The 14,851-nt window shown below is 67.5% G+C and carries 12 protein-coding genes; 7 read left to right on the forward strand and 5 right to left on the reverse strand.

Annotated elements, in window-relative coordinates; genetic code table 11:
- Window positions 1-10: 10 nt before the first annotated feature.
- The 4 genes from IGS68_RS19575 to IGS68_RS19590 all read left to right on the forward strand — a co-directional run bounded on the left by IGS68_RS19575 (window position 11) and on the right by IGS68_RS19590 (window position 3,486).
- Entirely contained in the window at window positions 11-1,192 is a 1,182-nt protein-coding gene (locus IGS68_RS19575) for a polysaccharide pyruvyl transferase family protein (protein ID WP_201072841.1), read from the forward strand.
- 329 nt (window positions 1,193-1,521) lie between these two features.
- Window positions 1,522-2,226, forward strand: coding sequence for a hypothetical protein (locus tag IGS68_RS19580; RefSeq protein WP_201072843.1), 705 nt, complete (start codon window positions 1,522-1,524; stop codon window positions 2,224-2,226).
- A gap of 126 nt (window positions 2,227-2,352) precedes the next feature.
- Window positions 2,353-2,952 (forward strand): pesticin C-terminus-like muramidase, encoded by a 600-nt coding sequence (locus tag IGS68_RS19585; protein WP_201072845.1) that lies wholly within the window; start codon window positions 2,353-2,355, stop codon window positions 2,950-2,952.
- A 42-nt stretch (window positions 2,953-2,994) separates the two neighbouring features.
- On the forward strand, window positions 2,995-3,486 hold the full coding sequence (locus IGS68_RS19590) for a hypothetical protein (RefSeq protein ID WP_201072847.1): 492 nt from the start codon (window positions 2,995-2,997) through the stop codon (window positions 3,484-3,486).
- A 25-nt stretch (window positions 3,487-3,511) separates the two neighbouring features.
- On the opposite strand, the gene IGS68_RS19595 is transcribed toward IGS68_RS19590, so the two are convergent.
- Window positions 3,512-4,807: an EAL domain-containing protein gene (locus IGS68_RS19595; protein WP_247880983.1), complete on the reverse strand. Its 1,296-nt coding sequence runs from the start codon at window positions 4,805-4,807 to the stop codon at window positions 3,512-3,514.
- Between the two features lie 254 nt (window positions 4,808-5,061).
- Between IGS68_RS19595 and IGS68_RS19600 the strand changes: the two genes are divergently transcribed.
- The 3 genes from IGS68_RS19600 to IGS68_RS19610 all read left to right on the forward strand — a co-directional run bounded on the left by IGS68_RS19600 (window position 5,062) and on the right by IGS68_RS19610 (window position 11,556).
- Window positions 5,062-6,861 (forward strand): IlvD/Edd family dehydratase, encoded by a 1,800-nt coding sequence (locus IGS68_RS19600; protein ID WP_201072849.1) that lies wholly within the window; start codon window positions 5,062-5,064, stop codon window positions 6,859-6,861.
- 472 nt (window positions 6,862-7,333) lie between these two features.
- On the forward strand, window positions 7,334-8,455 hold the full coding sequence (locus tag IGS68_RS19605; RefSeq protein WP_201072851.1) for an efflux RND transporter periplasmic adaptor subunit: 1,122 nt from the start codon (window positions 7,334-7,336) through the stop codon (window positions 8,453-8,455).
- Complete coding sequence (locus IGS68_RS19610; protein ID WP_201072853.1) at window positions 8,452-11,556, forward strand: efflux RND transporter permease subunit; 3,105 nt, start codon at window positions 8,452-8,454, stop codon at window positions 11,554-11,556. The genes IGS68_RS19605 and IGS68_RS19610 overlap by 4 nt, the downstream gene beginning before the upstream one ends.
- A 30-nt stretch (window positions 11,557-11,586) precedes the next feature.
- Here IGS68_RS19610 and IGS68_RS19615 read toward each other — a convergent pair whose 3' ends face one another.
- From IGS68_RS19615 to IGS68_RS19630, 4 genes are all read right to left on the reverse strand, one after another.
- On the reverse strand, window positions 11,587-12,114 hold the full coding sequence (locus tag IGS68_RS19615; protein ID WP_201072855.1) for a hypothetical protein: 528 nt from the start codon (window positions 12,112-12,114) through the stop codon (window positions 11,587-11,589).
- 72 nt (window positions 12,115-12,186) lie between these two features.
- A complete protein-coding gene (locus IGS68_RS19620) occupies window positions 12,187-13,380 on the reverse strand; it encodes a S8 family peptidase (protein WP_201072857.1) in 1,194 nt (397 codons plus the stop codon).
- Window positions 13,381-13,496: 116 nt separating this feature from the next.
- Window positions 13,497-14,222 (reverse strand): phosphatidylcholine synthase, encoded by a 726-nt coding sequence (pcsA, locus tag IGS68_RS19625; protein WP_201072859.1) that lies wholly within the window; start codon window positions 14,220-14,222, stop codon window positions 13,497-13,499.
- 358 nt (window positions 14,223-14,580) lie between these two features.
- Window positions 14,581-14,811, reverse strand: a complete 231-nt coding sequence (locus IGS68_RS19630; protein WP_201072861.1) for a hypothetical protein — start codon at window positions 14,809-14,811, stop codon at window positions 14,581-14,583.
- Window positions 14,812-14,851: the final 40 nt, after the last annotated feature.

Consider the following 14,851-nt stretch of genomic DNA (forward strand, 5'->3'; position numbering starts at 1 on the left):
GAGAAATCCCTTGGCCAAGATCCTCGTCATGATCCCGTCGGGCGAAGTCTATAACCACGACTGCGTCCGCTGGTACGAGTACCAGCAGGTCCAGAAGCACATCGACCACTATCACAACATCGGCGACGCCTTCGTCTTCGACTCCTCGCTGAAGCTGCTGAACTACGACAAGCTCGACGTCCTGGCGATCCGCAACGTCAAGCCGGGCGACGTCGAGCGCTACAACGCCGAATACGACTATGTCTTCCTGCGCGGCTCGAACTACATCCACAGCCATATGGACTGGGAGAACGCCGAGCAGGTCCTGCCCAAGCTGAAGATCCCGATCCTCGCCTTCGGCGTCGGCGCGCAGGCCCCCGTGGAAGGCAAGCTCCAGCTGTCCGACCAGAGCAAGCGGATCTGGAGCATCATCGCCGACAAGTCGGCGTCGCTCGGCGTGCGCGGCACCTACACCGCCGAGGTGCTGTGGGACCTGGGCATCAAGAACGTCCGGATCGTCGGCTGCCCGACCGCCTTCCGCAACAACGACCCCGACCTGCGCATCGACCTGCCGCCGCTCGACGAGGTGAAGAAGGTCGGCTTCACCATGCGACGCGAGGTCTCGGCCGCCTACGCCCAGAACATCGAGACCTATCTGACGCGCCACCGCGACGTGGTCAAGGAGATGGCGCGCCGGTTCGACATCGTCATGATGATGCAGGGCGAGGTCGAGGAGAAGAAGCTGCTCTGGGGCACCGACGATCAGAAGGCCCATGCCCTGGCCGAGCTGAAGAACAATGGCTGGATCGGCAAGTGGTTCCTCGATGCCGAGATGGAGGAGCTCTACAAGACCAAGCTGTGGTACTCGGACGTCGTCTCCGACTACGAGGACCTGGTGCGGTCCAAGGACCTCGTGCTGGGCTACCGCCTGCACGGCAACCTGATGGCGCTCGCCAACCGCACCCCGTCGATCTATTTCAGCTACGACAGCCGGACCGTGGAGTTCGCCGAGACCTTCGCGATCCCCTGCTACGACGTTTTCTCGCAGAAGCCCTTCGTGCTGGAGGAATACTGGGACCAGGCGCGGTTCGAACGCTTCAACCGCACCTATTACCAGCGCTTCCGCGACATGCGCGCCTTCCTCGACGAGAACTTCATCGACCACAAGATGCACCACGGCGTCGCGCGCCCCCGCCGGCTCCAGGTGGCGTGACGTCGTCGTCATGCGCGGGTCAAGCCCGCGCATGACGAGGAAAGGACGCGACGTAGGCCGGCTGGAGATATGCCCGATCAGGTTGGACCGCTCCGGTCCTCGCAGCCGGCCGTTCCCCTCGCCGCACCGTGTTGCGCCATGGGCGCAACCTACGGCCCGATGCAGGGCGGAGGTGATGCGGGCCGCCGATCGTAGGTTGCGCCCATGGCGCAACGCGTCGGATCAGCCGTCTCGGGCGGATCGATCTGACCGGGTGCCGCTTCGCTTTACCCGACCTACAGGCTCCAGACGCTGCCGCCACGCACTTGTCCCCAGTACGGGAATTCCGAATGTCCGCAGTGCTACAAACGCTCGCCCCCCAGCCACTCGTCCCGCAGCCGGCCGACATCGACGGCCGCATCGACGCCATCGCCGCGGGCCGGCTCTATGGCTGGGCCTGGGACCGCGCCCGGCCGGCCGACCACCTGGAGGTGGAGATCCGGGTCGGCGACCGGCTGGTCGCCAAGGTCTTCGCCAACCAGCCGCGCGACGACCTCAAGGCCAACGGCGTCGGCGACGGTTGCCACGCTTTCGAAACGGTGCTCGACCTTGCCGAAGGCGAAGTGCCAACCGCGCTCGCCCGCTCTCCCGTCACCGGCGAGACGGTTCCGCTGAGGCTGCCGTCCGACGTCGAAGCCGTGACCGAGAGCGTCCTCGGCCCCACGCTGCTCCGCATGTCCGCCCTGATGGACGCGACCCAGCGCAACCAGCAGACGGTCCTGCGCGGCCTTCGCGAACTGCTCAAGCAGGGGCAGGCCGCTCCGGGTGCGGACCAGCGCCTCGATGCGCTGGCGGAGGCCCAGGAGGCCCTTCGGCAGCAGGTCGGCGGGATCGAGGTGTTCCTGCTGCGGATCGACGAAAGCCTGCACGAGCTGAACAACAGCCTCAAGCAGCGCCCCGCCGCCAGCCCGCACAAGGGAGTATGGATCGCAATGGGCGTACTTGCCGCCTGCACCATGGCACTGGGCGCCGCTGTCGTCTTCATGAAGATCTGACAACCTGCACGACGCCGGGACTCGATCCATCGCACGCCAAAGGGATATTGCTTTTTATCTAACCCGATAGGACTATGCGATTAGCCAATTCGGTTGGATTTATGCAACTCAATACTATGGTGTGCGATGACAGGAACCACCGGCGGCCCCAATGCCGACAAGCGCGTCTCTCCCAACGGCCTGACCTTCCTCTACAATCGGGAAGCGCAGAAGAACGTCAGCAACAAGCCCCATTGGCCCGGCGGCAGCAGCGGCGTGACGCTCGGGCCGGGCTATGATCTCGGCCACCGGACCGCGGCCCAGATCGTCGCCGACCTGACCAACATCGGCGTCTCCGCCGCCGCGGCGCAGACCCTGTCCCTGGCGGCGGGCAAGACCGGCGAGGACGCCAAGGCCTTCGTCCAGGCCAACTCCGGCGCCGTGACCCTGACCCAGGCGCAGGAGGAGGCGCTGCTCAACATCGCCCTTCCGCCCTACGAGAAGGACGTCAAGACCTACGTCAAGGTCGCGGTGAACCAGAACCAGTTCGACGCGATGGTGTCGCTCGACTACAATATCGGCGGCGGCAACTTCAAGAACAGCTCCGTCGTCGCCAACATCAACAAGGGCGACTTCGCCGCCGCGGCGGAAAGCTTCAAGCTCTGGAACAAGTCGGGCGGCCAGGTGGTCCAGGGCCTCGTCAACCGGCGCAACCTTGAAGTGGAACTGTTCAACACGCCCGTGTAAGGTCCCGGTCTCTGCATCGATGCGTGACGGGAGCCTTCGGCGATGATCATCGGGAACGCGGCAAGAGCATGGGCGCCCCTGGCCGCCGCGTTCCTGCTGGCGGGCTGCGCGGCCGATGCCGCGCCCGCGGGCTCCGGTCAGGTGCCGCCGGCCCTCGCCGGCACCTGGTCGGCATCGTCGGCCAAGGTCGATACGGTGGGCGTGGCCGCCTATCTGCCGGACGATCCCGCCCTGCTGGGCCTGCGCCTCCACGTCGCCGGCGACAGCCTCGCCATGGATGGCCACACCTGCAAGTCGCCGGCCGTCGCGACGGAAACCCTGACCCTGCGGACCCTGATCGAGGAAACCTACGAAACCTCGCCCGACGCCATGGGCGTCGCGTCCGCGGACGTTCCGCAGCCGACCCATTTCATCACCTGCGGAAGCGGCGATATCGGTCCCTCCTACGACCGGGGCTCCTGGATCGCCCAGCTGTCGCCCGACCTCATCGCCATGAGCTGGTTCGACGGCGTCCTGCTCATCCTGAAACGCTGACAGCCCTCCGGCATCCTCCGACCCCTCACTCGTCCGCTTCCATGATGTTGGCCATCTTCAGGGCGTCCGTGATCCTGACGCCCTTGCGCAGGATGGTATCGACCATGCGCCCCTGGACCAGGTGGATGCCGTGCCTCTGGGCGAACAGCAGGCCGGTCACGGTGCTGCACCGGCCCAGGATGAAGCGGCAATTCTCCTGGCTGCGGATCCTAGCGCTGAAATTCTCCAGCGCGGCCTCGCCCATGTCCAGAACGTCGTTGCTCCAGAACATCTTGGCGTAGTCGCAGGCCATGTATTCCAGGTCCATGTGCTCGACCCACATCGGGGTGATGCCGTCGATGCAGATCGAATAGCCGCGGTTGTTCGCGAACTCGACGACATCCTTGTAGGTGTCGATGTTCTCGACCAGATCGGCCTTGTTGATCTCCAGCACGATGTTGCCGCGCAGTTCCATGGTCAGCCGCTCGTCGAACTTCACGAACGCCGACGACATGATCGTGCTCAGATTGAGGTTGAGCCCGATCTTGTGCCCGCGGATGAAGTCGACGCCGTGGTTCAGCGATTTCAGGACCGCATGGTCCAGGCTGGACGTGAAATAGTTGAACAGCCACCGGTTGGCCGTCAGGTCGAACTCCGGGCTGAGGCGATCCTCCAGGGTCTTGACCGCGATGTAGACCTCGAAATACTCGCGCCGGTTCTCCTCCTGGGCCTGGATATCGACGATCGGCTGGTTGAGCATGAAGGGCGACAGGTCGAAATTTCCGATCTGGCGCTCGATCTTGGCCAGTTCCTCCAGGCTGATCGGCTCCTTCGTGGCCGCCTTGGAGGCATCCCCGCCGCCGCCGTCCTTGTCCAGTCCTTCGATGAACCGGATGACGTTCACGAAGTTGAGCGACAGCTCCATGATCGAGTAGAGCGAATTCTCGCGGTAGGCGTTGGGCCCGGTCATCTTCGTCCGGGACAGCATCAGCTTCTCGATCTTCTGGCAGGCTTCCGTGATCGTCGAGAACTTGATGCCCTTGTACAGGATCAGCACGTCGTCGTTGGACAGGGTGAACATCTGGAGATAAGCCGAATTGTCGGCGATCGCCTGGACCGCCCGCTTGATCTCGTGGATATCGCCGTAGTTCTTGTCCTGAAGGAGCGACAGGTGAAGGTGGATCAGCCGAAGCCCCTGCAGCTCCCGCTTGGCCGATTGCAGCAGCTTGAGCAGGCGTTCGTCGTCGTATTGCGGCTTTTCCGGAACCGCCGCAGCCTTTTCCCCCGGCTTGACGCGCACCCAGTCGCGAGGCGGGCGATCCTGCCTCGGGCGATTCATCATGGCCACATCACTCCGGTTGGACCGTTGGGCGCGCTCATCTTTCTTCCCGCATAGGCCTCGCGACTGGCGGATGAGTCGAATACCATCGGGAGAGGCAACAAATCGTTAATTTTAGCCAATTCCAGCGGTGCGCCGAGGGCTGATTTCGTCGCGCCGTTCACCCCGCGCCCGCAGATTTATTGCCTCCGCCCTATTGTTCCGGACTGCCATACCAGCCAAACTGGCGGTCACAAGAACGGAGGGAGGGGAGAACCATGACCTCAGAGACATCCGCGAAGAACGCCTCGGGCAGACTGCGCAGCCAAGCCTGGTTCGACGACCCGTCGAACCCCGACATGACCGCCCTCTACATCGAGCGCTACCTGAACTACGGCCTGACCCGGCAGGAGATCCAGTCCGGCCGCCCGATCATCGGCATCGCCCAGACCGGCAGCGACCTGGCGCCCTGCAATCGCCACCACATCGAGCTGGCGACGCGGGTCAAGGACGGCATCCGCGAAGCCGGCGGCATCCCGCTGGAATTTCCGGTCCACCCGATCCAGGAAACCGGCAAGCGGCCGACCGCGGCGCTCGACCGGACCCTGTCCTATCTCGGCCTGGTCGAGGTCCTGTACGGCTATCCGCTCGACGGAGTCGTGCTGACCACCGGCTGCGACAAGACAACGCCGGCCATGCTGGCCGGTGCCGCGACCGTCAACATCCCGGCCATCGTCCTGTCGGGCGGCCCGATGCTGGACGGCCACTACAAGGGCAAGCTCGCCGGCTCCGGCACGGTCGTGTGGGAGGCGCGCCGCCTGCTCGCCGCCGACAAGATCGGCTATGACGAGTTCATGGACATGGTCAGCTCGTCGGCGCCCAGCGTCGGTCACTGCAACACCATGGGCACCGCCCTGTCGATGAACTCCATCGCCGAGGCGTTGGGCATGTCCCTGCCCGGATGCGCCGCGATCCCCGGCCCCTACCGCGAGCGCGGCCAGATCGCCTACCTGACCGGCAAGCGGATCGTGGACATGGTCCGCGAGGACCTGACCCCGCGCAAGGTGATGACCCGGGAAGCGTTCGAGAACGCCATCGTGGTCGCCTCGGCGATCGGCGCCTCGACCAACACCCCGCCGCACCTGATCTCGATCGCGCGCCATGTCGGCGTGGACCTGACGCTGGAGGATTGGCAGAAGTTCGGGCACGACGTCCCGCTGCTGGTCAACTGCCAGCCGGCCGGCTTCTACCTGGGCGAGGCGTTCCACCGCGCCGGCGGCGTCCCGACGGTCATGAAGGAACTGATCAAGGCCGGCCGCATCCACACCGGCGCGCCGACCGTCACCGGCAGGCCGATGGGCGAGAACGTCGAGCGGGCGCCCGATCCGGACGACGACGTGATCCGCCCCTACGGCAAGCCGCTGATGAATGATGCCGGCATGCTGGTCATGGGCGGCAACCTGTTCGACTCGGCGGTGATGAAGACCAGCGTCATCAGCCCCGAGTTCCGCAAGCAGTACCTGTCCAACCCCGACGATCCCGACGCCTTCGTCGGCCGGGCGATCGTGTTCGACGGGCCGGAGGAATACCACTCGCGGATCAACGACCCGTCGCTCGACATCGACGAGAACTGCATCCTGTTCATCCGCGGCTGCGGCACCGTGGGATATCCCGGCTCCGCCGAGGTCGTGAACATGCAGCCGCCCGACCACCTGATCAAGCGGGGCATCGTCTCCCTGCCGACCATCGGCGACGGGCGGCAGAGCGGCACCTCGGCCAGCCCGTCGATCCTGAACGCCTCGCCCGAGGCGGCGGTCGGCGGCGGTCTGGCCCTGCTGAAGACCGGCGACAAGGTGCGGGTTGATCTGCGCAAGCGCCGCGTCGACCTGCTCGCCTCCGACGAGGAGATCGCGGCCCGCCGCGCCGCCCTCAAGCTGCCGGAGCTGAAGCACCAGACGCCCTGGCAGGAACTCTACCGCGGCCTGGTCGGCCAGCTCTCGGACGGCGGATGCCTGGAGATGGCGGTCAAGTACCAGGACATCGTCCACACCAGCGGCATGCCGCGTCACTCGCACTGAGGTAGCGCGGCCGAGCCGGATCCGCGTCTTTTCGAAGAACAGCGGACAGGCGAGGCCGCCTCCCCGCACTGTGTTGCGCCATGGGCGCAACCTACGGCTCGATGCAGTGCGGAGGTGATGCAGGCAGACGATCGTAGGTTGCGCCCATGGCGCAACGCTTCGGATCAGCTGCCTCGGGCGGATCGACCTGATCGGGTAAAGCTCTAGTCGGGCGTCGCGAAGGTACGGACGCACCCGCCGTTTCAATCCACGCCCCCGCACGGGGGCAACCGGGTCCTTCTATCCACTTATCAAAGAACGGCGCAGACCACTTTCCGCGCGAATATCCCGGGGAAAAACCCGTCAGCTTGGGGGGCGCGCGGGCCGCGGGCGCCGGGCCGGTGCGATTTCCCCTTGTCATCAGCCGCTTGGCGGCAAGCTTATAGGGGGTTCGAACCGCCGCCGGGGATTTCTCCATGATACGAGCCGCTCGATGACCGTGGCCCGCCAGATCGTCATCGTCCTGGTCCTGATCGCCCTCGCCGCCGGAGCCTGGTGGTACCTGGACCCATCGGGTGGCGACGCCGCCCAGCAGGCCCGGGGGGGTCCCTCCGCCGTCCCGGTCGAAGTCGCCGAAGCCCGCCGGGGCGAGGTTTCCGAGGTGATCGAGGCGGTCGGCACGACCCGGCCGCGCCAGTCGATCGAGGTGATCGCCGACGACAGCGGCCGGGTCGACGAGATCCTGTTCGAGACCGGCCAGCGCGTCGAGCGGGGCCAGCCGCTCGTCCGGCTCGACCGCGGCATCCAGGAGGCCAACCTGGCCGAAGCCGAGGCCGTCCTGGCCGACGCCAGGGCGCAGCTGGAGCGCGCCCGGCAGCTCGTCTCCAACAACGCCGTCTCGGAAGCGCGGGTGGACGAGTTGCGGGCGGCCTTCCTGACGGCCGAGGCCCGCGTCGCGGCGGAACGGCAGCGGCTGCGCGACCGTACGGTCAACGCGCCCTTCGACGGCGTCGTCGGGCTGCGGGAGGTCGACGTGGGGGCCCGCGTCACCGACAGCACGGTGCTGACCCGGCTGGACGACCTGTCCGTCATCGAGCTCGAATTCGCGGTGCCGGAGCGATTCTTCGGCGCGATCCGCCAAGGGCAGCCCGTGAGCGCCGCCAGCACCGCGTTCCCGGGCACGGACTTCACCGGCGCCGTCGCCGCCATCGACACCCGGATCGACGCGGTATCGCGGTCGTTCCGGGTCCGTGCCGAACTTCCCAACCCCGACGCACGCCTGCCCGGCGGCCTGTTCATGCTGGCCCGGGTCACCCTGTCCACCCGTCCCGACTCCATCCTGGTCCCGGAGGAGGCCGTGGTGGCCGAAGGGCGCTCCAACTTCGTCTACCGCATCGTCGGGACGCCGGCCGAGCCGCGGGCGGAGCGGGTCGAGGTAAGGCTCGGCCAGCGTCGCGTCGGCGAGGTCGAGGTGGTCGAGGGCATCGCGATCGGCGACCGCGTCGTCACCGCGGGCCTCCAGCGGCTGCGCCCCGGCGCGGCCGTCCGGCTGCCGTCGGAGCCGGCGCCCTCGTCCGAGGACGGCGCCGACAAGGTGGCGGAGCGGGCGGGATGATCTCCGACCTCAGCATCAAGCGCCCGGTCCTCGCGATCGTGCTCAGCGCGCTGATCGTGGTCATCGGCATCGCGGCGCTGCTGCGGCTTCCGGTACGGGAACTGCCGGACGTCGACACCGCCGTCGTCACCATCACCACGACCTATCCGGGCGCGGCACCGGAGATCATCGATACTGAGATCATCGAGGTGATCGAGGGCGGCATCAGCGGCGTGGACGGCATCCGCAGCATCCGCTCGTCCAGCCGCCTGGGCCGCGGCCGCATCGTGGTCGAGTTCGTCACCACCCGCGACATCGACCAAGCCGCCAACGACGTGCGCGACGCGGTCGGCCGCGTTTCCATCGACCTGCCCGAGGAAGCCGACGCGCCGGAGATCGTCAAGACCGACAGCGACGCCCAGCCGATCATGCGCATCGCCATCACCAGCGACCGCATGACTCCGGCCGACATCAACGATTATGCCAGCCGCTTCATCGTGGACCGGCTGTCGGTGCTGAACGGGGTGGCGCAGGTCGAGATCTTCGGCGAACGGCGCTACGCCATCCGCATCTGGCTGAACCGCGAGGCCCTCGCGGCCCGCAACCTGACGGTAGCCGACGTGGAGTCGGCGCTGCGGCGGAACAATGTGGAGCTGCCGGCGGGGGAGCTGGAATCGGTGTCCCGCCAGTTCACCATCCGCACCGACACCCGGCTGCGCTCGGAGGAGGAGTTCCGCGAGATCGTCGTGGCGCAGGTCGGCGGCTTCCCGATCCGGCTCGGCGACCTGGCCCAGGTCGAGCTGGGCGTCGAGGACGACAATTCGATCGTCCGGTCCAACGGCCAGGCCGCCGTCGGGCTGGGCGTGCTGCGGCAGTCCCAGGCCAACACGATCGAGGTCAGCAACCAGGTCCGCGCCGAACTGGAGGCGCTGCGCCCCACCCTGCCCGAGGGCATGTCGGTGATGGTCAGCTCCGACGACGCCATCTTCATCTCCCAGTCGATCGAGGAGGTGGTGATAGCGCTCGGCCTCTCCGTGATGCTGGTGATCGCGGTCATCTTCCTGTTCCTTCATTCCGCCCGCGCAACGATTGTCCCGGCCGTCACCATCCCGGTCGCCGTGATCGGCACGCTGGCCTTCATCTATGCCTTCGGCTTCTCGATCAACGTCCTGACCCTGCTGGCGCTGCTGCTCGCCATCGGCCTGGTGGTGGACGACGCGATCGTCGTGCTGGAGAACATCCAGCGGCGGGTGGAGGAAGGCGAGCATCCGCTGGCCGCCGCCTTCCTCGGCACCCGGCAGGTCACCTTCGCGGTGATCGCGACGTCGCTGACGCTGGTCTCTGTGTTCCTGCCGATCTCGACGCTGGAGGGGCAGGTCGGACGCCTGTTCGCGGAATTCGGCATCGTCATGGCCGCGGCCGTCGCGATCTCCAGCTTCGTGGCGCTGTCCCTGTGCGCCATGCTGTGCTCCAAGCTGCTGCGCGCCGAGGACAAGCCCGGGCGGATCGGCCGCGGGCTGGAGCGTGCCTTCGACGCCATGGCGGACGGCTACCGGCGTCTTCTCTGCCGCGCGCTCCGGATGCCCCTGCTGGTGCTCGCCGCGGCGGGCGCCGTCTCCGCCGGGACGGTCCTGCTCTACGACACCCTGCCGCGCGAGCTGACACCGACGGAGGACCGCGGCGTCTTCTTCATCCCGGTCACAGCCCCCGAGGGGTCGACGGCCGGCTACACCGACGCCAACATCCGCCGGATCGAGGAGGTCATCTCTCCCCTGCGGGAGTCGGGAGAGGCCGACCGCGTCTTCGCCATCGTGGGATTCCGCAACCAGCCCGGCCGCGGCTTCGTGGTGGTGGGCCTGACCGACTGGGCCGACCGCGACCGGAGCCAGCGCGAGATCGTGAACTCGATCATCCCCGAGATCGGCGGCATTCCCGGCGTCCGCGCCTTCCCGGTCAACCCCGCCGGCCTCGGCCAGCGCGGCAGCAGCGCGCCCCTCCAGGTGGTGATCGGCGGGCAGGATTACGGCGTCATCCAGGAGTGGTCGGACCGCATCATCGCCCGGGCCCTGGAGAATCCCGGCCTCCAGAACGTGGAGACCGACTTCGAGGCGACCCGGCCGCAGTTCAACGTCCTGATCGACCGGCGCAAGGCCGACGACCTGGAGATCGGGATCGAGCAGATCGGCAGCACGCTCCAGACCATGCTGGCCTCCCGGGAGGTCACGGACTACGTCAACCGCGGCCGGGTCTATCCCGTGATCATCCAGGCGCGCGACAGCGACCGCCGGACGCCCGCCGACCTCAAGAACATCTTCGTCCGGTCCGGCACCGGCGGTTCGCTGGTCCCGCTCAACGCCCTGGTGACGCTGGAGGAACTGGCGGCGGCGCCCGAGCTGCTGCGCTACGACCGCTTGCCGTCGATCACCATCTCCGCCTCGCTCGCGGACGGGTACGACCTGGGCTCGGCCATCGATTACATGGACGCGATCGCGGCGGAGGAGCTGCCGCCCGAGGGCCGCCTGAGCTATACCGGGCAGAGCCAGCAGTTCCTGGAGACCTCAGGCGGGATCGCCGTCACCTTCGGGATCGCGCTGCTGATCGTCTTCCTGGTGCTGGCCGCCCAGTTCGAAAGCTTCGTCCATCCGCTGATCATCATGCTGACGGTGCCGCTCGGGCTCGCCGGCGCTCTCGCAGCGCTGGCCCTGGGCGGTTTGTCGCTCAACATCTACAGCCAGGTCGGAATGGTGCTGCTGATCGGCCTGATGGCGAAGAACGGCATCCTGATCGTGGAGTTCGCCAACCAGCTCCGCGCCGAGGGAAAGGATGTCCGGCAGGCGATCACCGAAGGATCGGCGCTCCGCTTCCGCCCGATCCTCATGACGGTGCTGTCCACCGTGCTGGGGGCGGTGCCCCTGCTGCTCGCCACCGGGGCCGGCGCCGAGAGCCGGGTCGCGATCGGCACGGTGATCATCGGCGGGCTGTCCGTGGCGTCCGTGCTGACGCTGTTCGTCACGCCGGTGCTCTACGACCTGCTGGCCCGCTTCACCCGGCCCGCCAATTCCGTCGCGGAGGAGCTGAACCGCCATCTCCAGGGCCTCCGCAACCGCCAGCCCGCCGAGTGACGACGGCATACGGAAACGCCGAGCCCCCCTCTACAAACCGTAAAGCTCGGCCAGCAGCTTCCGCATGTTGTCCTGGATCGCGCGCTCGGTCGCCACGCGCGTCCGCTCGGTCGGGCTGAAATAGTCCGACGAGGACGCGGTCCCGGTCGAGACGATCGGCCGGGAGAGGACGACGGCACCGGTCGCGGCGTCGGTGACCAAGTAACGGATCTCGACCTCCGCCGTCACGTTGAGCCCCAGCAGGATCTCCTGAAGGCCCCGGGTGGTGCGGACCAACTCGGCATCGACGCGGTGGCGCGGCTGGCTCGCCGCCAGGGCGCCGCGCACGGCCAGGGAATTGATCATGGCCTCCCGCAGGTCCAGGTCGGAGACCTCGATCTGGTTCAGGACGTTCAGGGAGCTTCCCCCGCCCACGCTGCCGACCTGGACCGCCAGCGCGCGGCCGGTCTGCCCGGCGATTTCCTCGGTGCCGGGGACGATCATGTTGGACATGCGGACGGGCGCTTGGCAGCCCGCCAGCAGGGCGGCCAGCAGCAGGCCGGGGACGACGCGTTTCAAGGGGACCTCGCGGGACGGAAATCTCCTGGACAACACGCCGCCCGGCCCCAGGGTTTCACTCCGGGCGCCGGCTCACGGCGCCGTGACCAGACCCAGTCCGCGGTCCGCCGGGTCCGCGTCCGACAGGAAGACCTCGGTGCGGGCCGACGCCAGGATCTTCGCCGTGACGGCCGACGCGGCGATCCGGGCCGGGGCGCCGCCCATCGCTTCCCACCAGAGCGCCGCGACGCCCGCGACATGGGGGGTCGCCATGCTGGTGCCGTTCAGGGCGACCAGCCCGCCGCCCGCGCGGGCCGACAGCACGTTGACGCCGGGGGCGCTGACCTGCGGGAAGCTGTTGGAGAAGGGCGCCACGCCCAGGGAGGCCCCGGTCTGGCCCCCGATCTGGCCCAGCGCGCCGACCGAGATGATGCCCTGCGCCGCCGCCGGGATCGACACGGCGACCTCGAAGTCCCGGTTCTGGTCGCGCCGGCTCTCGTTGCCCGCCGCGGCCACCAGCACGGTCCCGGTCGAGAAGGCGGCCCGCGCCTCGACCATCTCCATCAGCGCGTCGAACATGCGGAGATTGCCGCGGTATCCCTCCAGCGCCACGGAGGTCGCCAGTTCCGGCGGCCAGCCGTCCGTTACCAGCCGGGCGACCAGCCCGGGAAAGTCGAAGCCCAGCGACATGGAGATCACCTGGGCGCCCTCCTGGACCGCCCACTGGATGCCCCGGAAGATCATGTCGCTGTTGCCGCTGCCGTCGTCGCCCAGCACCTTGCCGATCAGGGCCCGATCGACGCCGCGGGCGACGCCGATCCGCGTGCCGTCCACGTCGCGTCCGAAGATCGTGCCGGCGCAGTGGGTGCCGTGCCCCTGCCTGTCGCCGTTGCCCGACCCGGAGAAATCCTCCTGGACCACTTCCATCCCCTCGAAGGCCGGATGGGCGGCGTCGATTCCGGTGTCCAGCACCGCCACCGTGACACCGGCCCCGCTGAAGGCCGAGACGTCGGCCCGGACCGCGCCGATGCCCCAGGCCTGGGTCGCGGCCTCCGCCTCCGGGACCTCGAACGGCCGGACCAGCGCGATCGGCATGATCGGGGCGATGCCGCGCACTCCCGGATCGCGGGCGACCTCCCGCACCTGGCGCGAGGTCAGCCGGGCCACGTCGATCATCGGCTCGGGCGGGATGGCGGCGGCCCCCCGGCCGAGGCTCCGGGCGCGGCGCTCGAACGGCTCCGCGGTTGCCAGGGGAGATAGATTTCGCAGGATCGCATAATTTCGCATGGGTATGCTTCCTCCTACCACGACTCTACCGACCGGCACCCAGAGTCCCACGACTCCGGGCCGGGTTGTCCATTGGTCAAACGGACTTGGCAGAAAGAGAGGCCCTCGCCGGCCGGTCAGCCGCCGCGGGCGTATCCCAGCACGGTCCGCCAGGCGCAGATGCCGGTGAACCAGGCGGAGGCGACGATCCAGGGCACCATCAGCACCAGCGGGTCGTCCGGCTGGCCCAGCACGAGCAGCAGGCTGCTGACCATCCAGACCGCCGTCATCGCGATGTTGACCGGCATCAGGTGCGGCACCCGGAAGGGATGGACGAACTTGGCCGTGGTGAAGGTCATCAGGGCGAAGAAGGTGATCAGGGCGAAGGTGACCGCCGGGTCCAGGTCCAGGATGAAGAGGTACAGGGCCACGACGTTCCAGACCGCCGGGAATCCCACGAAGTAGTTGTCGTTGCTCTTCATGTTGACGTTGCAGAAGCAGTAGAGCGCCGACAGCAGGATGAAGGCGACCGCCACCAGTTCCAGCGGCCCCGGAAGGGGGATGAACTTGTAGATGAAGATCGCGGGGATGAACACATATGTCAGATAGTCGATCACCAGGTCCAGGATCGCCCCGTCGAAATTGGGCAGGACCCGCTTGACCGAGAATTTCCGGGCCAGCGTCCCGTCCACCCCGTCGACCAGGAGCGCCGCGCCGAGCCAGAGCAGGCAGCCCTTGGCATTGTTGTCCACCAGCGCCAGCAGGGCCATCAGCCCGAGCACCACCCCGCTCGCCGTGACGGCGTGGACCACCCAGGCGGCGGCCTTCTGGACGTGGGAATAAGGCTCGGTCACTTCGGTCATCCTGGAAGTCATTTCCACCTGCAAATCTCCGCACCGGCCTCACGCCAAGCGCTTGCTACTTCTTCAGCCTGGTCTCTTCGGGGCCGCATCGGTTTCATGATCGGCTTCTGGGCCAGGTTCGCGGGCTCATGGCCTTTCAGGGACGGCGACAAGATCCTTCTGGAACATACGGCGGCGGCTGAATGTTCAATCGCCGTGCCGTAAACCGGATTCGCCATAGTAACGTCACGCGGCAGCGGAGTGAAGGGATGATCCGGTCCCTGCCCTTCTGCCCGGGCGAATCGCTCCGGCGGCACGCCCGAAAGCGTACGCCTAGCCGCCCGGGCGGCGAAACTCAATTGCCGGAAAGGGGGAGAGGTCACTTCTTTCCGAACAGGCGCCTCAGCAGTCCGGACTGCTCCTGGCGTTCGGCGTCCTTGATCTCGAGCCACTCGTCGACCAGCTCGGCGGCCTGCCAGTTGCCGAAATAGCGTACGCAGTCGACCCCGGACATCAGCCGGACCTTCTGCTCGCCCAGCCGTTCCAGCCGGTCGCGAAGCCGCCGCCGGTCGTCCTCGGTCAGGACGGCATGGCCAAATCGTGGTTGCATCGTCACTCCCCGTCGATAACCGGAGAATGCCACCGGCCGG

The organism is Skermanella sp. TT6 (assembly GCF_016653635.2).
Taxonomy (GTDB): domain Bacteria; phylum Pseudomonadota; class Alphaproteobacteria; order Azospirillales; family Azospirillaceae; genus Skermanella; species Skermanella cutis.